General features: G+C 62.2%; 24 protein-coding genes. 6 read left to right on the plus strand and 18 right to left on the minus strand.

What is annotated here, in order from left to right:
• Window positions 1-241: 241 nt before the first annotated feature.
• Window positions 242-1,522, minus strand: coding sequence for a crotonyl-CoA carboxylase/reductase (gene ccrA, locus RA24_RS18595; protein ID WP_039182111.1), 1,281 nt, complete (start codon window positions 1,520-1,522; stop codon window positions 242-244).
• A gap of 112 nt (window positions 1,523-1,634) precedes the next feature.
• Complete coding sequence (locus RA24_RS18600) at window positions 1,635-3,065, minus strand: 1-acyl-sn-glycerol-3-phosphate acyltransferase (protein ID WP_039193496.1); 1,431 nt, start codon at window positions 3,063-3,065, stop codon at window positions 1,635-1,637.
• Between the two features lie 169 nt (window positions 3,066-3,234).
• On the opposite strand from RA24_RS18600, the gene RA24_RS18605 reads away from it, so the two are divergent.
• The 3 genes from RA24_RS18605 to deoD all read left to right on the plus strand — a co-directional run bounded on the left by RA24_RS18605 (window position 3,235) and on the right by deoD (window position 6,365).
• The gene (locus tag RA24_RS18605) at window positions 3,235-5,202 is read left to right on the plus strand and encodes a protein meaA (RefSeq protein ID WP_019297049.1); all 1,968 of its coding nucleotides are present in this window, start codon (window positions 3,235-3,237) and stop codon (window positions 5,200-5,202) included.
• A 120-nt stretch (window positions 5,203-5,322) separates the two neighbouring features.
• On the plus strand, window positions 5,323-5,640 hold the full coding sequence (locus tag RA24_RS18610) for an H-NS histone family protein (protein ID WP_019297050.1): 318 nt from the start codon (window positions 5,323-5,325) through the stop codon (window positions 5,638-5,640).
• Between the two features lie 20 nt (window positions 5,641-5,660).
• Window positions 5,661-6,365 carry a purine-nucleoside phosphorylase gene (deoD, locus tag RA24_RS18615; RefSeq protein WP_039149246.1) on the plus strand — a complete coding sequence of 235 codons (705 nt, stop codon included), beginning with the start codon at window positions 5,661-5,663 and terminating at the stop codon, window positions 6,363-6,365.
• Between the two features lie 152 nt (window positions 6,366-6,517).
• On the opposite strand, the gene RA24_RS18620 is transcribed toward deoD, so the two are convergent.
• The 13 genes from RA24_RS18620 to RA24_RS18675 form a co-directional block, all read right to left on the minus strand.
• Window positions 6,518-7,375, minus strand: coding sequence for an urea carboxylase-associated family protein (locus RA24_RS18620; protein ID WP_039193446.1), 858 nt, complete (start codon window positions 7,373-7,375; stop codon window positions 6,518-6,520).
• Between the two features lie 419 nt (window positions 7,376-7,794).
• Window positions 7,795-7,956, minus strand: a complete 162-nt coding sequence (locus RA24_RS22570; RefSeq protein ID WP_193747147.1) for a hypothetical protein — start codon at window positions 7,954-7,956, stop codon at window positions 7,795-7,797.
• A gap of 129 nt (window positions 7,957-8,085) precedes the next feature.
• The gene (locus RA24_RS18625) at window positions 8,086-8,796 is read right to left on the minus strand and encodes a ZIP family metal transporter (protein ID WP_039193449.1); all 711 of its coding nucleotides are present in this window, start codon (window positions 8,794-8,796) and stop codon (window positions 8,086-8,088) included.
• A gap of 45 nt (window positions 8,797-8,841) precedes the next feature.
• Window positions 8,842-9,111 carry a hypothetical protein gene (locus tag RA24_RS18630; RefSeq protein WP_019297055.1) on the minus strand — a complete coding sequence of 90 codons (270 nt, stop codon included), beginning with the start codon at window positions 9,109-9,111 and terminating at the stop codon, window positions 8,842-8,844.
• Between the two features lie 110 nt (window positions 9,112-9,221).
• Window positions 9,222-10,001, minus strand: a complete 780-nt coding sequence (locus RA24_RS18635) for a succinate dehydrogenase iron-sulfur subunit (protein WP_019297056.1) — start codon at window positions 9,999-10,001, stop codon at window positions 9,222-9,224.
• Window positions 10,002-10,012: 11 nt separating this feature from the next.
• Window positions 10,013-11,818: a succinate dehydrogenase flavoprotein subunit gene (sdhA, locus tag RA24_RS18640; protein WP_039193451.1), complete on the minus strand. Its 1,806-nt coding sequence runs from the start codon at window positions 11,816-11,818 to the stop codon at window positions 10,013-10,015.
• A gap of 19 nt (window positions 11,819-11,837) precedes the next feature.
• Entirely contained in the window at window positions 11,838-12,209 is a 372-nt protein-coding gene (gene sdhD / locus RA24_RS18645; protein WP_039193453.1) for a succinate dehydrogenase, hydrophobic membrane anchor protein, read from the minus strand.
• An 18-nt stretch (window positions 12,210-12,227) separates the two neighbouring features.
• A complete protein-coding gene (gene sdhC, locus RA24_RS18650) occupies window positions 12,228-12,611 on the minus strand; it encodes a succinate dehydrogenase, cytochrome b556 subunit (protein ID WP_019297059.1) in 384 nt (127 codons plus the stop codon).
• A gap of 194 nt (window positions 12,612-12,805) precedes the next feature.
• Window positions 12,806-13,507, minus strand: coding sequence for a DUF1194 domain-containing protein (locus RA24_RS18655; RefSeq protein WP_039193455.1), 702 nt, complete (start codon window positions 13,505-13,507; stop codon window positions 12,806-12,808).
• A gap of 124 nt (window positions 13,508-13,631) precedes the next feature.
• On the minus strand, window positions 13,632-14,663 hold the full coding sequence (locus RA24_RS18660; RefSeq protein WP_039193458.1) for a MaoC family dehydratase: 1,032 nt from the start codon (window positions 14,661-14,663) through the stop codon (window positions 13,632-13,634).
• Entirely contained in the window at window positions 14,663-14,866 is a 204-nt protein-coding gene (locus RA24_RS18665) for a DUF1737 domain-containing protein (RefSeq protein ID WP_019297062.1), read from the minus strand. The genes RA24_RS18660 and RA24_RS18665 overlap by 1 nt, the downstream gene beginning before the upstream one ends.
• 23 nt (window positions 14,867-14,889) lie before the next feature.
• Window positions 14,890-15,438, minus strand: coding sequence for an NnrU family protein (locus RA24_RS18670; protein WP_019297063.1), 549 nt, complete (start codon window positions 15,436-15,438; stop codon window positions 14,890-14,892).
• Between the two features lie 34 nt (window positions 15,439-15,472).
• On the minus strand, window positions 15,473-16,327 hold the full coding sequence (locus RA24_RS18675) for an HpcH/HpaI aldolase/citrate lyase family protein (protein WP_039193459.1): 855 nt from the start codon (window positions 16,325-16,327) through the stop codon (window positions 15,473-15,475).
• A gap of 350 nt (window positions 16,328-16,677) precedes the next feature.
• On the opposite strand from RA24_RS18675, the gene RA24_RS18680 reads away from it, so the two are divergent.
• Window positions 16,678-16,992: a hypothetical protein gene (locus RA24_RS18680; protein WP_039193461.1), complete on the plus strand. Its 315-nt coding sequence runs from the start codon at window positions 16,678-16,680 to the stop codon at window positions 16,990-16,992.
• A gap of 78 nt (window positions 16,993-17,070) precedes the next feature.
• On the opposite strand, the gene RA24_RS18685 is transcribed toward RA24_RS18680, so the two are convergent.
• Window positions 17,071-17,826, minus strand: coding sequence for a sulfite exporter TauE/SafE family protein (locus RA24_RS18685; RefSeq protein WP_039173892.1), 756 nt, complete (start codon window positions 17,824-17,826; stop codon window positions 17,071-17,073).
• Window positions 17,827-17,985: 159 nt separating this feature from the next.
• On the opposite strand from RA24_RS18685, the gene mdh reads away from it, so the two are divergent.
• A complete protein-coding gene (mdh, locus tag RA24_RS18690; protein ID WP_019297067.1) occupies window positions 17,986-18,948 on the plus strand; it encodes a malate dehydrogenase in 963 nt (320 codons plus the stop codon).
• A gap of 56 nt (window positions 18,949-19,004) precedes the next feature.
• Here the strand turns inward: mdh and RA24_RS18695 are convergent, their stop codons facing one another.
• Both RA24_RS18695 and RA24_RS18700 read right to left on the minus strand, forming a co-directional pair.
• Window positions 19,005-19,601 (minus strand): LicD family protein, encoded by a 597-nt coding sequence (locus RA24_RS18695; protein WP_039193463.1) that lies wholly within the window; start codon window positions 19,599-19,601, stop codon window positions 19,005-19,007.
• Window positions 19,598-20,236 (minus strand): class I SAM-dependent methyltransferase, encoded by a 639-nt coding sequence (locus RA24_RS18700; RefSeq protein WP_052254276.1) that lies wholly within the window; start codon window positions 20,234-20,236, stop codon window positions 19,598-19,600. Before RA24_RS18700 ends, RA24_RS18695 begins: the two co-directional genes overlap by 4 nt.
• A 370-nt stretch (window positions 20,237-20,606) precedes the next feature.
• Between RA24_RS18700 and sucC the strand changes: the two genes are divergently transcribed.
• Window positions 20,607-21,800 carry an ADP-forming succinate--CoA ligase subunit beta gene (gene sucC, locus RA24_RS18705; protein WP_019297070.1) on the plus strand — a complete coding sequence of 398 codons (1,194 nt, stop codon included), beginning with the start codon at window positions 20,607-20,609 and terminating at the stop codon, window positions 21,798-21,800.
• The last annotated feature ends 10 nt before the right edge of the window (window positions 21,801-21,810 follow it).

Here is a 21,810-nt window from a genome sequence, read left to right on the forward strand (position 1 = left end):
GGAAGCTTTTGACTTTCAGGTCAAAAAACGGATCCACGCCTGCCCGAAAGGCGCAATAACTTGCGTAAATGACGGAAATGACGCCTTTAATCTGCAGCCGGCAGCACCCCTCCCCCAAAATAGCGAGTACGCTGCAACTAAGCCGCTGAAATAGATAAATTTATAAATAAAATTTCCCGCGAATAGCCGGAGCGATTCGCGGGACCACTGTTTCATTTCAGCCGGCTGAGCCGGTCCGCCCTCAGGCGTCGAGCACATCCTGCAGGGTGCGCAGGCCGGTCTTCGGTGCCTGCACCAGCACTGACATGTTGCCAGGCAGGTGCTCGTTGCGCAGCATCTTCATGTGCGCTTCGGGCAGGTCGGCCCAGGTGAATACCTCGGACATGCAGGGGTCCAGGCGGCGCTCAACCATCAGCTTGTTGGCAGCCGCGGCCTGCTTGAGGTGGGCAAAGTGCGAGCCCTGCAGGCGCTTCTGGTGCATCCACATGTAGCGCACGTCGAAGGTCAGGTTATAGCCGGTGGTGCCAGCGCAGATCACAACCATGCCGCCCTTCTTCACCACGAAAGTCGAGACGGGGAAAGTGCTTTCGCCCGGATGCTCGAACACCATGTCGACGTTGTTGCCCTTGCCGGTGATGTCCCAGATCGCCTTGCCGAACTTGCGGGCCTCCTTGAACCACTCGGCATATTCCGGGGTGTTGACCGTGGGCAGCTGACCCCAGCAGTTAAAGTCCTTGCGGTTCAGCACGCCCTTGGCGCCGAGGCCCATGACAAAGTCGCGCTTGCTTTCGTCGGAGATCACACCGATGGCATTGGCGCCGGCGGTATTGATCAGCTGGATCGCATAAGAGCCGAGGCCGCCCGAGGCGCCCCAGACCAGCACGTTCTGACCCGGCTTCAGGTCGTGCGGCTCGTGGCCGAACAGCATCCGGTAGGCAGTGGCCAGCGTCAGCGTGTAGCAGGCGCTTTCTTCCCAGGTCAGGTGCTTGGGGCGCGGCATCAGCTGCTGGGCCTGCACGTTGGTGAACTGGGCAAAGGAGCCGTCCGGGGTCTCGTAGCCCCAGATGCGCTGGCTGGGGGAGTACATCGGGTCGCCGCCGTTGCATTCCTCGTCGTCGCCATCGTCCTGGTTGCAGTGGATGACCACCTCGTCGCCGACCTTCCAGCGGGTGACCTTGGAGCCCACCGCCCAGACGATGCCCGAAGCATCGGACCCGGCAATGTGATAAGGCGCCTTGTGGCCGTCAAACGGCGAGATCGGCTTGCCCAGCGAAGCCCAGACGCCATTGTAGTTGACGCCCGCCGCCATCACCAGGACCAGCACCTCGTTGCTGTCCAGCTCCGGCACATCGACCACTTCCTGCTGCATCGCAGTATTCGGCTCACCGTGGCGCTCCTTGCGGATAGCCCATGCGTACATCTTCTTGGGCACATAGCCCATCGGGGGAATTTCCCCCAGCTCATAGAGATCTTTCTCGGGCGCCTCGTACGACATGACGTCAGTCTGGGTATCCAATGCCATGATGGCCTCCTTTGCATCCTGTTCTTTGCCGCGGTGCAGAATCGCAGCGGTTACCTGATGGATAGGATCGGGAAAGTAATATTGCAACCACTTTTGCGCCGTTTGGGTAATTTTATGACCCAGCGGATGCAGCATTGACTTTAGCAGGTGCAGAAAAATCACTGCTTCCGCCAGGCAGATCACTGTCTTCTGGCAGCAGATGACGGATCGAATTGGCGTAAAACGCCAGCAAATCCTGGCGGTCTGCTGCGGGCGCAATCTGTCCCCCGGTTTCGATGATCAGGCCCCGCCTCTGCAAAATATTCAGCGCCATGCCAGCCGCATAAGACAGGTTTTCCTTGGGGAGATGAACATGCGCCAGCGGTACCGCCGCGATCAGATCTTCCAGCCGGTGCTCGATTGCCGCGCGGCTGAGGGGACCGTGCCGCAATAGAACAGCAGCAATCATCGGCACCGGCAGCACCGGGACAATCGCACTGATCCGTTGCATCAGCTCCCGCGCCAGCGGCTTGGTGATGTCGCCCTGCCGCCCGGCGCCAAACCCGGCGAGGCTGAGAGGCCGGCCAAAGTTCACCGCCGCATAGCCCGCCCGGCGGTAGCGGCCGGTCATCCACAGCCACAACTGCCGCAAGAGCCGCAGCGCCACCAGCCCGATCCGGGCCTTGAACCGCCGATCGCCTGCCTTGGCAGCAGAGGTCAGAATGCGGTCTTCCAGCACCCGGTCGTAATTCAGCGCCACCGGCACAAAGACCACATCACGCCGGTCCGGATCATAGCCCTCAACAATGTATTTCAGCAGCCCGAGCCGCGGCGCAGCCAGGGCGCCGTCCAAGCTAAGGCCGCCCTCTGGGAACATCGCCTGCGTGGACCCGCCGAGGGTGGCCAGACGCACATAGGCTGCCAGCACTTTGCGGTAGAGGTCGTTGCGCGAACGCCGCCGGATGAAGTAAGCGCCCATCGCCCGGATCAGGCGGCTAAGCGGCCAAACACGCGCCCACTCCCCTACCGCGTAAGACAGGGCTGAGCGTTCCGCCGCCAGGTAGGTGACCAGCACGTAATCCATGTTGGACCGGTGGTTCATCACAAAGACCACAGTGGCATTGGGATCGATGGCGCGCAGCGCTTCCTCGTCCTGGTGGCCCAGCCGCACCCGGTAGACCGCATTGGACAGGAACCGCGCCGCCCGGATCGCCAGGCTGAAATAGGCAAAGGCGGAAAACCCCGGCACGATCTCACGCGCGTAGCGGCGCACCTGCTCAAACGCCACGTTCTCCGGGATGCCTTCTGCCGCGGCATGGTCCGCCGCCGCCTGCGCCACCTGCGGATCATGGATCAGCCGCTGGATCATGTCATGGCGCCGCGCCAGCTTGAACGGCTCTATCGGGCGTTCCAGCCGTTTGTTCAGCCGTGCCACTGCCCGTTCCAGCCGCCGCCGGAAGAACCAGCGCACCGAGGGGAACAGAAAATGCGACGCAAAGGTCACCGCGGCAAAACCCACGATCAGCATGAATAGCCACAGCGGCAGTTCCACGGTTTGCGTCATGAGAGAACAGTTGCGCATGGCAACCGCCTTGACAAGCACCAAGCCACCCGGGCTTCCCGCCGCAGAAGCGGAATTGCCGCAACGCAGCGAATTGACATGGGTCGAAAATTGCAGTTTACATCTGCGTGACGAAATAAAATTACCGCCACACTGACTCGCGAGGCCCGACATGCCGCAGATGCAAAAAGACCGCCCCTGGCTGATCCGCACCTATGCCGGCCATTCCACGGCATCGGCATCCAATGCGCTTTACCGCGCTAACCTGGCGAAGGGGCAGACCGGCCTGTCCGTCGCCTTCGACCTGCCGACCCAGACCGGCTATGACAGCGACCATGTGCTGGCCCGCGGCGAAGTGGGCAAGGTTGGCGTGCCTGTCTGCCACCTGGGCGATATGCGGGCGCTGTTCGATCAGATCCCGCTGGAGCAGATGAACACCTCGATGACCATCAATGCGACCGCACCCTGGCTGCTGTCGCTGTATATCGCGGTGGCAGAGGAACAAGGCGCTGATGTGTCGAAACTGCAGGGCACGGTGCAGAACGACCTGATCAAGGAATACCTCTCGCGCGGCACCTATGTTTGCCCGCCCAAGCCCAGCCTCAAGATGATCGCGGATGTGGCGGAGTACTGCTACACCAACGTGCCCAAGTGGAACCCGATGAACGTCTGCTCCTACCACCTGCAGGAGGCTGGCGCGACGCCGGAGCAGGAGCTGGCCTTTGCCCTGGCGACCGCGCAGGCGGTGCTGGACGAGCTGAAACCGCGCATCGCGCCGGAAGACTTCCCGGCCATGGTCGGCCGCATCTCCTTCTTTGTGAATGCGGGCATCCGGTTCGTCACTGAAATGTGCAAGATGCGCGCCTTTGTCGACCTGTGGGACGAGATTTGCGAGAAACGCTATGGCGTCGCCGACCCCAAGTTCCGCCGCTTCCGCTATGGCGTGCAGGTGAACTCGCTGGGGCTGACAGAGCAGCAGCCGGAAAACAACGTCTACCGGATCCTGATCGAGATGCTGGCGGTGACGCTATCCAAGAAGGCCCGTGCCCGCGCGGTGCAACTGCCCGCCTGGAACGAGGCGCTTGGCCTGCCCCGCCCCTGGGACCAGCAGTGGTCGATGCGGATGCAGCAGATACTGGCGTATGAAACCGACCTTCTGGAATATGGCGACCTGTTTGACGGCAACCCTGCAGTTGATGCCAAGGTGGAGGAGCTGAAGGACGGCGCCCGCGCCGAACTGGCCAACCTGGAATCGATGGGCGGTGCCGTCGCCTCCATCGAATACATGAAGGGCCGCCTAGTCGATTCCAACGCCGAACGGCTGAACCGGATCGAAAAGAACGAGACCGTGGTGGTCGGCGTCAATAAGTGGACCGAGGGCGAACCCTCGCCGCTGCAGACCGAAGACGGCGGCATCATGGTGGTCGACCCGGCGGTGGAGCAGGAACAGATCAGCCGCCTGAACGACTGGCGCGGCGAGCGTGACAATGACGCGGTGCAGTCGGCGTTGGCCGCCCTGCGCGCCGCAGCGCAAAGCGGCGCGAATATCATGGAACCCTCGATTGCTGCCGCCAAGGCCGGCGTCACCACCGGTGAATGGGCTGAAGAAATGCGCAAGGTCCACGGCACCTACCGCGGCCCGACCGGCGTATCAGCATCGGTGTCGAACAAGACCGAAGGCCTTGACGACTTGCGCGATGCGGTCAACGCCGTCAGCGATGTCTTGGGCCGCCGCATCAAATTCGTGGTCGGCAAGCCGGGGCTGGACGGCCACTCCAACGGCGCCGAGCAGATCGCCTTCCGCGCCCGCGACTGCGGCATGGACATCACCTATGACGGCATCCGCATGACGCCCGCCGAACTGGTGGAGGCGGCGCAAACGGACGACGCCCATGTGGTTGGTCTGTCGATCCTGTCCGGCAGCCACCTGCCGCTGGTCGAGGAAATGATGCAGCGCATGCGTGACGCCGGGCTGGCTCATATTCCTGTGGTCGTGGGCGGCATCATCCCGGACGAGGACGCGCAAAAGCTGAAATCAATGGGGGTCGCACGCGTCTACACCCCCAAGGATTTTGAGCTGAATTCAATTATGAGCGATATTGTCGACCTGGCAAAACCACCGGAACTTGCAGTGAATTGATATTATTTGGGCAGTTTTCTGCAAACCGCTAAAAAAGATGCTGAAATGCGTCTGGCATTCGGTCCATAAGAAATGACATACCGGCATTTCCGGTGTGTCATTTTATAAATGGAGTTCAGAATGACCTTCGATCTTTCGGCAATGAGCAGAAAAGAGCTTCTCCAGCTGCAAAGCGATGTTGATAAAGCATTGCAGGAAGCAGAACTGCGCGAGCGTCAGGAAGCCCTGAAAGCCGCCGAAGAAGCCGCTGCCAAATACGGTTTTTCGCTGGATGAAATCGCCAATGCATCGCGTCAGGGCGCCAAGAAGACCAAGGCAGCCCCGAAATACCGCAACCCGAACAATCCCGAAGAAACCTGGACCGGCCGGGGCCGGAAGCCGCATTGGGTGCATGCCGCGCTGACCGCCGGCATGGATATTTCCGACCTGGAAATCTGAGGCGGCAGCGGAGCAAGGCCATGACCATTCATATTGGCGCCGCACCGGGCGATATTGCCGAAACCGTACTGATGCCCGGCGACCCCTACCGGGCAAAATGGGCAGCTGAAACCTTTTTACAGGATGCCAAGCTGGTCAACGAAGTGCGGGGGATGCTGGGCTATACCGGCACTTGGAACGGCCATCGCGTCACCATCCAGGGCAGCGGCATGGGCATGCCCTCGCTGTCGATCTACGCCAATGAGCTGATCCGCGATTACGGCGCAAAAACCCTGATCCGCATCGGCTCCTGCGGCGGCATGCAGGAGAAGGTCAAGCTGCGCGACGTGATCCTGGCGATGACGGCCAGCACCGTGAACAGCCCCTCCAGCGGCATTTTCCGAGAGCTGAACTTTGCCCCCTGCGCCGATTGGGGCCTGCTGCAGGCGGCTGCAACTGCGGCAGCCAAACGCGGCTCCGCGACCCATATCGGCGGCATTTACTCCTCGGACGTGTTTTACGACGAACGCCCGGACCTGAACGAGCAGATGGTCCGCCACGGCATCCTCGGCGTTGAGATGGAAGCCGCAGAGCTCTACACGCTTGCGGCCCGTCACGGCTGCCGGGCGCTGGCGGTGCTGACGGTCTCTGACCATCTGGGCACCGGCGAAGCCCTGCCCTCCGATCAGCGGGAGCGCAGCTTTGGCGACATGGTGGAAATTGCCTTGGAGGCAGCGTTCAGCTGACGCCACGTAATTTCGATTTACGGCTTTCCCAAGGACAGCGGTTATTCCGCTGTCCTTTTCTTTTTGGGAGCTCGGGAAATTCACAAGGTGCGATTGTTCACGCCGCCCTGAATTTCAGCAAGACCTCTGGCCAAAATAACTTTTGACCGGTTTTACTTGCACCCGTGGCTGCGGTCATATCCATTTGGCGGCGGGCTTTTCCAATCGCCAAGCGCGCCCTCTGCCGGGGCAAAAACTTCGACCAGCATCGGGTAACAGGCGGCGGTATCGCTGGAATGCTCTGCTGAACAATCCCCGCCCGGACAGGCGCTAAGGCAGCCCAAAAGGTCGATCTCGGCAAAAAACTCCAGGTAATCGCCGGGCCGCACCGGGCTGGCTTTCATGAAGTACTGGCCGGTATCGCGGGTGAAGCCGGTGCACATGAAGACATTCAGGACGTCATGCACATGCGGCTCCGCCTCTGCCGGGGAGATGCCCAGATGATCTGCCAGGGCGCGGGTCAGGTTGGAATGGCAGCAATGGTGGTACTGGCTGCCAGCCAGCAGGTTACCGGTATAAGGATCGCAGCGGGTGCCGATCACGTCATGCACCGAACCGCCGAAGTCATCGATGCCGTACCAGTCCAGCGTGTCCGCAACGATGGTTGCCATCGGGCGAAGATGCGGGAAGCTGGTCCACATTCGTTCACCGGTGGTGATATGGGTGCCATGCAGGGCGCGGGTTTTGCCGGAATAGAAGCGTTCGCTCAGGTCATGCCTGTTCCACAGGTTCAAATCGCCCACCTGCGGCCCATCGATTGAGGTGATACGGAAGAAATGCCCGGCGGGCACTTCGAAACAGGCGGCATCACGGGGCGGCACCTGCACTTCGCCGGTCTTAACCGCGCCTTCCCGCGCCCGGCTGTAGAGCGCCAGATCCGGCACCGGCAGTGTCTCGTTCGGGTAGCAGATCACCGGCATGACGGCGCGGCGGGCATCTGCGTCGGCGGGATCAGCGGGTGTGCTGGGCATTGGGGCAAACCTTCCTGTTCGTTTGCCCCATCAAGACCGCATCGCTGACTTGGCGCAAGCCCCTCTCGGCGCAGGTGCGGAATTGGGCCGTTTCATCCGGAACTGAACAGCCAAATCCACGGCGCAGCCGGTGCGCCTGCAGGCGCGGGAGTCCCGCTTAGCCTCGACGCTGCGGATTACGGCAAATGCGGGGAGCGGCGTCACCCGGTTCAACGGCCCCGCAAGAGATACAGCGCCACTGCCCCTCGGACTTCATCTGCCGCCAGCGGCAATTGCGGGTTAGATCCATCGCGCGATGGCGCCACAGGAAGTAGCAAAAAACTCCAACAGCAAGGACGGCAATAAGTATCATGCGGCCTGTCTAGCCCTGTCCTGCCGCCCCTTCAAACGCAAAACCCGGCACTGCAGGGCACCCCGGATCAAGCCGCCTGGTAGTATTCGAACAGCTGATCCTGACGCCGTTCCTGCACTGCTGCCACCGGCGGTTCAGGGATGTAATAGGCATAGGCCTGCTCCAGCGCTTCCAGTGCAGCGCGTGCGTCTTTGGCTTGCTGTTCTTCCAGAGTTTCAACGGGTTTCATCGGGCGGTCTCCTTACTTGCGGCACCATCCTCCCTTAGGTGGCAGGGTATCCGCTGGCGCCGCCCGGCGCACCGGATGTTTTTGCAGGCTTGCCATGCAGCTGATGCAATCCGGCGCGCTGTCCGCAGCTCAGCCGATCAGCAAGTGCCCGGCCAGCCCCAGCGCAAACCCCGCGACCGCCCCCAGCGCCGGGGCGCTGCTGCGGTTGCTGTGCGCCTTGGGGGCGATGTCCTGGAACAGCAGATAAAGGATGCCGCCCGCAGCAAAGATCATGATCCCGCCAAGCACCGCATGAGCTTCCGCCAGCCAGAAAAGCCCCGCAAGCGCGCAGGCAGGCCCCAAGGCAGCCAGCCCCAGGAACAGCAGCAGCACATGCCAGGCCGGGCTGTCACCGCTCCACACTTCGCGGAAGGCGGCAAATCCCTCAGGCAGGTTCTGCAGGAAGATCATCAGCGCCAGCAGCTTGGCAGTTGCGGCATCCGCCACCAGCATCGCCCCCAGCGCCATAGCCTCCGGCAGGTAATCCAGCAGCATTGCCAGCAGCAGGGCGCCGCTGCCGCCATGCCGCTGCAGGAGGGTGTCGACCAGATAAAAAACCAGACCGCCCGCGGCAAACAGGCCAACCGCCCAGGCGGCAGGCAGTGCCGCCGCCGCCTCCGGCACCAGAACCAGCGCCACGGCTGAGGCCAGCGCGCCGCCGCCAAAGGCCGCAATTGTGTGCAGCACCCGGTTGCGCAGCACCGGGTTGCTGATGTGCTCGCACCAAGCCAGAAGCCCGCCCAGAGGCATCGAAAGCCCGGCAACACCGGCAAGCAGAATGGCATAAAAATGCGGTTGCATTGCGGCAGCTTAGGGCGGCAACTGCCGCCGCTCAACCAATTAGGGTCAGGTATTGATGCAGGAGGTCGCCTGCGCCGCCTGCGCCTCTGTCACATTTGGCCCCGGCTGCACGTTTCGCAGCACCGTTGCGCCCGCACCATGGCCCAGGAACTCAGTACTGACGCGCACCTCCCCGGTGATGCCCGCGGCCTCGACACAGCCCGGAATCCGCGCATCGGTCACCGCCAGCTGGCCGCCGATCCGGTCGTGGTCCGTTGCCGTCATGCAGCCCGCCAGGAGGGTCAGCGCGCCCGCGGCACATCCAAGAAGTCTCATGCCGTAAATCCATTTCCTGCCAAAAACACACCCCCGGTTTCGCAAGAAACCGGGGGGCATGCAATTTTCAACATTTTAAGCGGCGGATCCTTGCGGGCCGCCTGCCACGGTCAAACCGCGCGCTCAACCATCATCTTCTTGATATGCGCAATTGCCTTGGCCGGGTTCAGTCCCTTGGGGCAGGTCTTGGCGCAATTCATGATGGTGTGGCAGCGGTAGAGCTTGAACGGATCCTCCAACTGGTCCAGGCGCTCCGGCGTGGCCTCGTCCCGGCTGTCGATGATCCAGCGGTAGGCGTGCAACAGCGCGGCCGGCCCTAGGTAACGGTCACCGTTCCACCAGTAGCTGGGGCAAGAGGTCGAACAGGAGGCACACATCACGCATTCATAGAGGCCATCCAGTTTCTTGCGGTCCTCGATGGACTGCTTCCACTCTTTCGCGGGGCGGTTGGTCTTGGTCTCCAGCCACGGCATGATCGAGGCATGCTGGGCATAGAAATGCGTCAGATCCGGGATCAGGTCCTTGACCACCGGCATATGCGGCAGCGGGTAGATGGCCACATCGCCCTTGATCTCATCCATGCCGTAGATACAGGCCAGCGTGTTGATACCGTCGATGTTCATCGCACAGGACCCGCAGATCCCCTCGCGGCAGGAGCGGCGGAAGGTCAGGGTCGGGTCGATCTCGTTCTTGATCTTGATCAGCGCGTCCAGGACCATCGGGCCGCAGCTGTCCATGTCGACGAAATAGGTGTCGACCTGCGGGTTTTTCCCGTCATCGGGGTTCCAGCGGTAGATCTTGAACTTGCGCACATTGCTGGCGCCCTCCGGCTTGGGCCAGGTCTTGCCGGTGGTGATCTTGGAGTTCTTGGGGAGGCTGAATTGAACCATGGTCTGTCTCCTTAGAACGTCCGCGCCTTGGGCGCGATTTTCTTGAGGCTGATGCCGCCTTCGTCTTCGGTGGTCAGCGGATCCACGATCACCGGACGGTAGGACAGATCAACCTTGTTGCCCTCCACGCGCGACACGGTGTGGACCCGCCAGTTCTCGTCGTCGCGGGTAGTGTAATCCTCATGCGCGTGCGCGCCGCGGCTTTCCTTGCGCGCTTCGGCGCCAACGATGGTGGCCAGCGCGTTCGGCATCAGGTTGGTCAGCTCCAGCGTCTCCATCAGGTCGGAGTTCCAGACCAGCGAGCGGTCGGTCACCTGCAGATCGTCGAGCTTAGCCGCAATCGCGGTCATCTTCTCAACGCCTTCCTTCAGGGTCTTGTCGGTGCGGAACACTGCCGCGTCCGCCTGCATAGTGCGCTGCATCTCCAGCCGCAGATCGGCGGTCGGGATACCGCCCTTGGCGTTGCGCAGGGTATCAAAGCGGTCAAACGCCTTGTCGACAGAGGCCTGGTTCAGCACCGGGTTCGCCGCATCGGCGTCCACAACCTTGCCCGCGCGAATGGCGGAGGCACGGCCAAAGACCACCAGGTCAATCAGCGAGTTGGAGCCCAGCCGGTTGGCGCCATGCACCGAGGCGCAGCCCGCCTCGCCCACGGCCATCAGGCCCGGCACCACGGCGGTCGGATCCTCGGCGGTCGGGTTCAGCACCTCGCCCCAGTAGTTCGTGGGAATACCGCCCATGTTGTAGTGCACGGTAGGCAGAACCGGGATCGGCTCCTTAGTCACATCCACGCCGGCAAAGATCTTGGCGCTCTCGGAAATACCCGGCAGCCGCTCCGCCAGCGCCTCGGCTGGCAGGTGGGAGAGGTTCAGGTGGATATGGTCGCCCTCGGCGCCCACGCCGCGGCCTTCGCGGATTTCCATGGTCATCGAGCGGCTGACATAGTCGCGCGGCGCCAGGTCCTTGTACTGGGGCGCATAGCGCTCCATGAACCGTTCGCCTTCGGAGTTGGTGAGGTAACCGCCCTCGCCCCGCGCGCCCTCGGTGATCAGGCAGCCGGATCCGTAGATGCCGGTCGGGTGGAACTGCACGAATTCCATGTCCTGCAGCGCCAGGCCTGCCCGTGCCACCATGCCGCCGCCGTCGCCGGTGCAGGTATGCGCCGAGGTGGCGGAGAAGTAGGCGCGGCCGTAACCGCCGGTCGCCAGCACCACCATCTTGGCGTTGAACACATGCATGGTGCCGTCGTCCAGCTTCCAGCACACAACACCTTGGCACTGCCCGTCCTCGGACATGATCAGGTCGATGGCGAAATACTCGATGTAGAACTCGGCATTGTTCTTGAGGCTCTGACCATACAGCGTGTGCAGGATCGCGTGGCCGGTCCGGTCAGCCGCCGCACAGGTGCGCTGCACCGCGGGGCCTTCGCCGTATTCGGTGGTGTGGCCGCCGAAGGGGCGCTGGTAGATCTTGCCTTCCTCGGTGCGCGAGAACGGCACGCCGTAATGCTCCAGCTCATAAACCGCCTTGGGGGCCTCACGTGCCAGATATTCCATCGCGTCGGTGTCGCCCAGCCAGTCAGAGCCCTTGACGGTGTCATACATGTGCCACTGCCAGCTGTCCGGCCCCATGTTGCCCAAGCTGGCGGCAATGCCGCCCTGCGCCGCCACAGTGTGGGAGCGGGTCGGGAACACTTTGGTCACACAGGCCGTGCGCAGCCCCTGCTCCGCCATGCCCAGCGTCGCGCGGAGACCGGCCCCGCCGGCGCCAACCACGACCACGTCATATTCATGTGTTTCGTATTCGTAAGCAGCCATTGAAAGAGACCTCGGGGAGTTACAGGGCCAGGCGGATCAGCGCATAGGCGCTGGTCGCGGCGACAGCATAAGACAGGCAATTGACCAGGATGATCGTCAGGCGGCCTTTCAGCCCATGGACGTAATCCTCAATCATGATCTGGGCGCCGGATTTGAAGTGCATCATGCCGACCCACATGGTCAGCGCCGCCACGAGTGCCGGGAACGGGCGGGAGTAATAGGCGGTGATCTGTTCATAGGTGCCGCCCAGCGCAGAACCGAAGGTGAAGACGAACAGCGGCACCAGGATCAAGAGAGCGATTGAGCTCACCTGCATCGACCAGTGATGTTCCGTTCCGGATTTTGCAGCGCCCATGCCAACGGCGCGCTTGCGGTCAGTCAGATATCGCATTGCGTGTGCCTCCCGGGCTTAGACGATGATGATGGTCAGGACGGTCAGAACGGCAGAGCCGATCACCACGAACCAGCCCAGTTTCTCGGCCTGCTCCAGGTCCAGCATCATGCCGTTGTCCCAGATCAGGTGCCGGATGCCCGCCAGCGTGTGATACCACAGGCCCAGCGCCGACAGTGTCATCACCAGATCACCGAACCAGCTGGTCAGCAGGCCGTTGGCAATGGCGAAATACTCGGGCGAGGTTGCGGCAGCCAGGAACCACCAGGCGATCAGCAGCGCCGAGACGATCAGCGCGTTGCCGGTGATCCGTGTCAGGATCGAAGTCACGGAGGTCAGCTGCGGCCGGTAGACCTGCAAATGCGGCGAAAGCGGGCGGTTGCCCCGATTGACATCGGCCATGTTGGCTCCTTTTCAGGTTGGCTGACGACGTTTTAGCCGATTTTTACGGCGTGTCACCCGAAGGAACGGTTAAAAACGGCAGGTTTCTCGCCTGTTGGCGCTAAAACGCCACGGCTTGTGATCACAGCAAATAATTAGTGATCACAAATCCGCCGATTGAAAATTTTTTGCAGAATCAGGGCCCCTTCTGCAAATCACTGCAAAGACGCAACTGCCCTCCCCGTGCCTTCCGGCAGTGCAGCGGTCTGCCGTGCGACCTCCCTGACCAGCTTCTTGCGGATGCGCGACGGGTAATCAGCAAAGCTCGCGGCAGAGACCACAAAGGCCCCCTCACCGCGGATCACGTTTTCAAAGAAATAGGCGGTCAGGTCCGGCTCGCTCTGCTCAATGGCGATGGCATTCACCGTCACACCGGCCGCCGCCAGCGCGCCATGCGCCTCGCGCGGCTCGATCCCTTCGTTGGAGAACCCGTCGCCGGAGACATCAATCACCCGGCGCTTGCACTGCTCCACGGCCGGAAACTGCTCCAGCGCCAGAAACAGCGCCTCCCCCACCGCGGTGGAGTAGTTGCGCCAGGGCCGCGGCGCCTGCTCGATCTGCTGCGCCAGCGCTTCCACATCCCCGAACGTCCGGATCTCGACCCAGGGCAACGTCACCTCCTGACGCGACTCGCCCGACCATTGCAGCAGCAGCACCTGCGCGCGCGCCTTGACCAACGCCTCAGAGACCACCCCGTCGCGCAGGCCTGCCGCCAGCCCGTCCATCTGAATGCGGTATTCCTCGGCATCAACAGAGCCGGAGACATCCACCGCCAGCACCAATGCCAGATCGCAGGCCGCTGCGCGCAGCGGCCCAAGGGAGAGCATGGAGAAAACCAGAAGCTGCAAAACCCGCATGCAGCCAGCTTATGCGGCAAACCGGCTGACGGTCATCACATTTTTGCCATCCCCCTGTTCATCTGGCTGAAAATATCCTGGGGGTGAGCAGGCACCGCCTGCGAGGGGGCAAAGCCCCCTCAGATCACTTCGGCATCAACGCCCAGTAATCCAGATCCAACAGCACATCCGGCAGATACTTGCCATCCTCGCCCTTCAGCTCAAACGGCGCGCCGCCTTTGGTCGCCACCAGCCGCAGCCGGATCGCGCCGACGCCGGGCGCTGCGGTGTCGGCCTTGTCCAGCACCTCGGACCACGCCCGCACAGTGAGCCCGGACAGGCAGGGGTTGGCGTGTGCGCCGCCATTCAGGCCGACAATCATCTGCGCATTTGCGAGGCCATTGAACGACAGCGTCCGCGCCATCGAAATCACATGGCCGCCATAGATCAACCGGGTGCCGTCGGGCCGCGCGGTATTGTCGAAATGCACCTTGGCGGTGTTCTGCCACAGGCGCGTCGCCATCATGTGCTCGGCTTCCTCAATGGTGACGCCATCCACATGGTCGATGGTCTCGCCCACCTCATAGTCGCCCCAGCGGTGCGGCTCGCCTGCCAGGGTGAAATCGTAATTGCTGAAATCCAGCCCCGCCGGGATCACCAGCTGGTCCGCCGGGATCACCTTGTTCAGCTCGGGGATCACGGTCTCCGGCGCCGGGGCATCCAGGTCGCGTTTGCGCACCATCACCCAGCGCACGTACTCCATCACGCATTCATCGCGCTGGTTCAGCCCGCGGGTGCGCACATAGACCACACCCGATTTGCCGTTGGAGTTCTGCTTGAGCCCGATCACCTCGGACTCCGAGCGCAGCGTGTCGCCGGGATAAACCGGCAGCAGCCAGCGCCCCTCGGCATAGCCGAGGTTCGCCAGCGCATTCAGCGAGATATCCGGCACCGTCTTGCCGAACACCACATGGAAGGCCGCCAGATCATCCAGCGGCGCCGAGGTCAGACCAGAGGCCCGGGCAAATTCGTCCGAAGAATAGAGAGCATGGCGCGCCGGGTAGAGCGCATGATACAGCGCCCGCTCGCCGCCCGACACCGTGCGGGGCACCGCATGGCGGATCACTTCGCCAACGGTATAGTCTTCGAAAAAGCGGCCCGGATTGGTCTTGGCCATCAGTGTTCTCCCAGTTTGGTCTCAGGCGTGTAGGTTCCGTCCACCTCCTTCACCACCGCCTGACCGCAGCGCATGATCCCCTTGACGGGATCAAAGGCCTGGGTCGGGCTGCCGTGCAGCTCCCAGCCCTTGTTCAGCGCATCGGTCACCTTGTGGCAAAAGGCAGAGGTGTCGTCTTCGGACAAAAATCGGTAAAGCTTCATGGTTTCCTATCCTGGCTTAGGGCCTAGCCGCCGAACGGTGACGGGCCGACGATGCCGTGGACGTAGCCGATCACCCCCATCAGGACAATCGAGGCGGCAAGGAACATCCCGTCCTTGGCAATCGCGCCCTTCGGCCCCGGCTGCCAGCCCGGCTCTGCCCGGTTGATCACCACTTTCTCGGTGATGGACCATGCCCACAGGCCGCCGAACAGGACAAACGACGCCGGATCCCAGTTCACCAGCAGATGCGCCAGCGCCCACAGGCCAAAGCCCGTCAGCATCGGGTGGCGCATCTTGTAGAACAGCGCGCCCTTATGCGGGCCAGGGCTCATGAAATAGATCGCAACCAGCACCAGCAGGTTGTTGATATGCTTCAGGAACGGCGGCACCAGCGCCAGATCGAAACTCTCGGCTGAGCGGTAGCCGATCACCATCAGCGCAACGCCCGCGACCAGCACCAGCGCCACCACGCCGCGCCCGCCATTGCCCATGGAGGCACGCATATCCGGTGCCAGCCGTTTGAACAGGTGGCCGCCCCACCACAGCAGAAGTCCCAGGATCAACAGTGCCATATCAGCCCCTCTTAGATGTTAAGCTGATTAACACCTACGCGGAAACCGCAGCGATTGCATCCGCTTTTGCCAGAATTTCTCGCGCCGTTACAACATGCAGGTTCTCGACTATCTTGCCATCAACCACGGCAACACCCTGCCCTGCGGCCCGGGCCTCATCAAATGCGGCAATCTGGCGGCGGGAGATGTCGATCTCGCGCTCAGTCGGGGCAAAGGCGGCATTGGCCACCTCTACCTGCGCCGGGTGGATCAGGGTCTTGCCGTCAAAGCCCATGTCGCGGCCTTGCGCGCATTCCGCGGCCAGCCCCTCCACGTCCTTGAAGGCGTTATAGACGCCGTCGACGATCACCAGCCCCTCGGCCTTGGCCGCCAGCAGGCACAGGCCCAGACCTGCCATCATCGGCATCCGGTCGGGGCGGTAGCGGGTCTGCAGTTCCTTGGCCAGGTCATTGGTGCCCATCACCATGCCCTGCAGCTTGGGGTGCGCTGCAATTGCGGCGGCATTCAGCATGCCGCGCGGGGTTTCCATCATCGCCCACAACGGGATATCGCCGGTAATTTCCGCCAGCGCGTCCAAATCCTCCGGCGCATTCACCTTGGGCAGAAGAATCGCATCCGGGTTCATCCGCGCCGCCGCCGCCGCATCACCACGGCCCCATTCGGTATCCAGCCCGTTGATCCGCACGATTTTCATCCGCGCGCCATAGCCGCCACCCTTCAGCGCCTGGGCCAAGGTCTCGCGGGCATTGGTTTTTTCATCGGCTGAAACCGCATCCTCCAGGTCAAAGATCACCGCGTCCACCGGCAAGGTTTTGGCCTTCTCCAGCGCACGCGCGTTGGAGCCGGGGATATACAAAACCGAGCGGTAGGGGCGCGTGCGCGGGTCCATGAGGACTCTCCATAAGTTATTTTGTTGCGTAAAGCGGTACAGATTCGATTGTATACTTTCAAGTACAATTCCGCCGCAGCGCAGCGTAACCTTTCGCGCATTTGCAGCAAGCGCTTGAAAAAATGTGTGAATTTTCGGCGCACGCCTGGTTAACCACTTATCAGCACCTGACCGGCACACTGAGGGGCACCAAGGCACAGGACCACTGCCGCCGCCACAGGCCGCACCTGCTGCCCGCAGGCATGGGGCCTGCATTTCGAATTGCGTCACACACCGGCCCGAACAGGGACACCGGGGGCTGCCGTCAGGCACCCTTCCCTGTCCGGCCGTTCCGGAAAGGGTAAAACGAGATGAAACACTCGACTTTCGCACTGCCGCTGGCGCTGGCCGCGGTGACCATGGCCGCCGCACCCGCCGCTGCCCAAAGCCGCAACTGCGCCCCGCGCGATGCGGTGATCAAAAGGCTGGCCGAAAAATACGGCGAAAGCCGCCAAAGCATCGGCATGGGCCAGCAGGGCATGGTGATGGAAACCTTTGCCTCTGCCGACACCGGCAGCTGGACCATCACGGTGACCACCCCCAACGGCATGACCTGCCTGGTGGCCTCCGGACAATCCTATGAAGTGCTGGCAGAGGCCCTGCCGAACACCGACAGCGACGCCTGAACAGGCATTGAGGCAGGATTCCCGGCTGCAGGCTAATTGGCCGAGGACGCCGCGCGGGCTGGCTGATGCGAGCAGTCTTCAGGCCAGCCCGTCCCAGATCAGCTTGGCGCCGGTCACTGTCAGCAGCACATAGGTCAGCGCAAAGAACCAGCGCTCCGGGATCGAATGGTGCAGCTTCACCCCCAGCCAGGCCCCGAGCAGCGCAAAGGGCGCCAGCATCAGGTCCAGCATCAGGGTTTCCCGCGTGAACATCCCCAGCCCGGCATAAGGCACCGCCTTGGCGATGTTGATGGCCCAGAAGATCAGCACCGTGCTGGCCTGGTATTCGGTTTTCCGCAACTTCAGGCTGAGAAGATAAACCGCGGCCGGCGGCCCGCCCGCATGGCTGACAAAACTGGTGAACCCCACCGCCAGCCCGGCCAGCGCACCGGCGCCCGTTGACAGCGGCGCATCTGCCGCCAGCCGCAGCCCCAGCCGCCCGCGCAGCTGCCACAGCACAAAGCCGACAGAGACCAGCCCGATCAGCACCCGCATCGCATCCGCATCCACCGCCGCATAAAGCCAGGCACCCAGCGCCACGCCGGGCAAGCCGCCGCCAATCAGCAGCAGCGATGCCCGCAGGTTCCAGCGTCCCCAATAGGGTTTCAGATTGGCCACGTCGATCAGCATCAGCAGGGGCAGCATCAGCGCCAGCGCCATGCCCGGCTCCAGCACCAGCGCCAGAATCGACGCCGAGGCAAAGGCCGCGCCGGACCCGAAACCGCCCTTTGACACGCCCGCAAAAACGACCGCCGGGATGGCAAAAACGAAAAACATTGCATCAAACGCCGCCATCACCCGCCCTCCGAAATGCCCAGATTACAGACGGTTTAGCGGTATCAGCACGGTATACACAAGCATACAGCGCCGAATGCCGCAGCGCAGAGCCCTTGCACGGCACGGTTTTACGCCGTAGGCATCAGGAAATTTCAACCGGACCGGAGACATTTTCCAATGGCACGACCCAAAATCGCCCTCATCGGCGCAGGTCAGATCGGCGGCACCCTCGCACATCTCGCAGCCCTCAAGGAACTGGGCGACGTTGTTCTCTTCGACATCGCCGAAGGCATCCCAGAAGGCAAGGCGCTGGACATCGCAGAATCCGGTCCCTCCGAGGGCTTCGACGCCTCCCTGAAGGGCACCCAGTCCTACGAGGACATCGCAGGCGCCGACGTCTGCATCGTGACCGCCGGCGTGCCGCGCAAGCCGGGCATGAGCCGCGACGACCTGCTGGGCATCAACCTCAAGGTGATGAAGTCCGTTGGCGAAGGCATCCGCGACCACGCGCCGAACGCCTTCGTGATCTGCATCACCAACCCGCTGGACGCGATGGTTTGGGCTCTGCGCGAATTCTCCGGCCTGCCCCACAACAAGGTTTGCGGCATGGCCGGCGTTCTGGACTCCGCCCGCTTCCGCCACTTCCTGGCTGAGGAATTCGGTGTCTCCATGAAAGACGTCACCGCGTTTGTGCTGGGCGGCCACGGCGACACCATGGTGCCCTCCGTGCGCTACTCCACCGTGGCCGGCATCCCGCTGCCCGACCTGGTCAAGATGGGCTGGACCACTCAGGAGCGCCTGGACGCGATCCTGCAGCGCACCCGTGACGGCGGCGCAGAAATCGTTGGCCTGCTGAAAACCGGCTCCGCCTTCTATGCGCCCGCCACCTCTGCCATCGAAATGGCCGAGGCCTTCCTGAAAGACCAGAAGCGCGTGCTGCCCTGCGCCGCCTATTGCGACGGCGAGCTGGGCGTCAAGGACATGTACGTGGGCGTGCCCACCGTGATCGGCGCCGGCGGCATCGAGAAGGTGGTGAACATCCAGCTGAACGAAGAAGAACAGACCATGTTCGACAATTCGGTCAACGCCGTGAAGGGCCTGGTCGAAGCCTGCAAGGGCATCGACGCCTCGCTGGCCTGATCCGGCAAAAAGACAAGATGAAAAACGGGGCCTCAGCGCCCCGTTTTTTTGGTTTTCTAGCTGGCAGCCTTCAGTTTGAACTGAGGGCGATTCCCGGAAATTTCCATCGTATACCCCTCCCCTTTGCGAACAGGCGTTCCCCAGGACGGACCATAGAGAAAGGCGCAGACCTCCTCAGGCCGCGCCGGAACACGGATGGGAATGCCCTGCATTTCCGCGTCCTGCAAAGGAAAAATCAGCTCCTTGGGCACATGGATCGTGGTCGCGGGGTCGCGCCACAATCCTGCGAAATTCCACCGTTCGATCAGGTAGTCCGCGGGACTGTCGTCGTAAAAGTAGAAATCGGCGTAGGTCTTGATCCCGTCCTGCATCCGCGTGGCCTGCACAACCAGCGGCTTGCGCCAGAACTGATACCACTTCGCCCGCGGATGAAGCTCCAGCTCGAAACCGCTGCTTTCAAGCGCAGCCAGCAGCTTCTTCCTGTCCCGCGCATTCACATAGATATCGATGTCATCGTCATGCGGAATGATGTCGCCGTCGCGCACACAGCCCAGCAGCGTGCCAAAGAAGACAAATGCCTCCACCCCTGCCAGACGGGCAAAGATATCTCTCAGATTGTTGCGGTTAAGTTCAGCGGGAACCGGATCAATCATTGGCGCTCCAGAACCATGCGCGCAACAAAGGCATCATCGGCCTTGTATTTCGCAAAACCGAAGCCTTCTGCCAGATAAGTGCATGTCAGACCGTGCCGGCCGGCGCTGGCGATCACCTGAAGCGGCTCCACATAGCGGCGGTAGTGCTCTGATGTCACCTTGGTCTGGAACTGATCCCGCGGCGTGCGGAACTCCAGGCACAGACGGCCTCGGTCTCCAACCAGCCCCGCTGCAAGACGCAGCAGGTTTGCTTCGGCGTCTTCGTCAATCGCGTGCAGAAAGAAACGCGCATAGACAATCGCGTCACCCCAATCGGCGGCGTTCTGCTCCAGGAAGCTCGAACAGGCGGCGGCGTCCTGCATATCCAGCTGGCTGAACCCGATATTGTCCACCCCCCGGCGTTCCGCCACAGCCTGGCACAGCGAGACCGCGGAGGCAGATCCGTCGATGCCGCGGACGGACTTGCCGTGCATGGCGAAAAAGAAACTGTCCCGGCCGTCACCGCAACCGAGGTCCACGAACCTCTGCCGGTCGGAAAATTCATTCAGCACAAAGGCTGCGAATTGCGACGGCACCGCCGGTCTTTCCTTTTTGCCGTAGTAGGCATCCCAATAGTCTTTGGTGTCGATAGTCAAAACAACTCTCCTGAGTCTCGCGCCGCGGCGCTGCGGTCCATGCGCCCTAATGCCAAAAAAGCCCCCTTCAGGCAACGTGCTCAAGCCTGCTTTCCTGCCGCGGCCTGCGGGAGCTGCCTGTTCTGAGGCAACAGCAGCAAACTGCTGCCGTCCAGCACGCGCGGCACGAAAACGGCAGATCAAGCCAAGGAATCGGCGCCGGTGCCCCAAGACGGCAGCGGCGCTATGTGATCACACGGCCAAATAGTGTGATCACAAAAGTCGAAAATCTTCCGCATTTCCCCGCGGCCAGTCAAAAAAGCCTTTAACACTTGGCATTATGACGGCCTATAAAACAGCAGACAATTGCAGCCAGACGGGACAGTTTCAAATGAACATCCACGAATATCAGGCCAAAGCCCTTCTTCGCAGCTACGGTGCGCCGGTGTCCGACGGACGCGTGGTGCTGCGGGCCGAAGAAGCCAAGACAGCCGCCGGTGAACTCGACGGCCCGCTTTGGGTCGTAAAGGCACAGATCCACGCAGGCGGCCGCGGCAAGGGCTCCTTCAAGGAAGCCGATGCCGGCGAAAAAGGCGGCGTGCGCCTGACCAAATCGGTGGAAGAAGCTGCCGAGGAAGCCAAGAAGATGCTGGGCCGCACTCTTGTGACCCATCAGACCGGCCCGGCCGGCAAGCAGGTGAACCGCATCTACATCGAAGCGGGCTCCGGCATCCAGACCGAGCTGTACCTGGCACTGCTGGTCGACCGCCAGACCTCCCGAATCTCCTTTGTCTGCTCCACCGAGGGCGGCATGGACATCGAGGAAGTGGCCGCCGCCACCCCGGAAAAGATCCTGTCCTTCTCTGTCGACCCGGCCACCGGCTACCAGCCCTACCACGGCCGCCGCATCGCGTTTTCGCTGGGCCTTGAAGGCGCGCAGATCAAGCAGTGCGTCAAGCTGATGGGCCAGCTCTACAAAGCCTTCGTCGAGAAGGACATGGAGATGCTGGAGATCAACCCGCTGATCGTCGGCGACGACGGCGCGCTGAAAGTGCTGGACGCCAAGGTCGGCTTTGACGGCAACGCGGTTTACCGCCACGCCGACGTGGCTGAGCTGCGCGACACCACCGAGGAAGACCCGAAAGAGCTGGAAGCCTCCAAGTACGACCTGAACTACATCGCGCTCGACGGTGAGATCGGCTGCATGGTGAACGGCGCGGGCCTGGCGATGGCCACCATGGACATCATCAAGCTTTATGGCGCCGAGCCTGCCAACTTCCTCGACGTGGGCGGCGGCGCCACCAAGGAGAAGGTGACCGAGGCCTTCAAGATCATCACTTCCGACCCGAACGTCAAAGGCATCCTGGTGAACATTTTCGGCGGCATCATGCGCTGCGACGTGATCGCCGAGGGCGTGGTTGCCGCGGTCAAGGAAGTCGGCCTCAAGGTGCCGCTGGTGGTCCGCCTCGAGGGCACCAACGTCGAGAAGGGCAAGGAGATCATCAACACCTCCGGCCTCGACGTGATCGCCGCCGACAACCTCAAGGACGGCGCCGAAAAGATCGTGAAGGCGGTGAAGGGCTGATCCTGCTCTC

It is taken from the genome of Leisingera sp. ANG-M6 (assembly GCF_000813905.1).
Lineage (GTDB): Bacteria > Pseudomonadota > Alphaproteobacteria > Rhodobacterales > Rhodobacteraceae > Leisingera.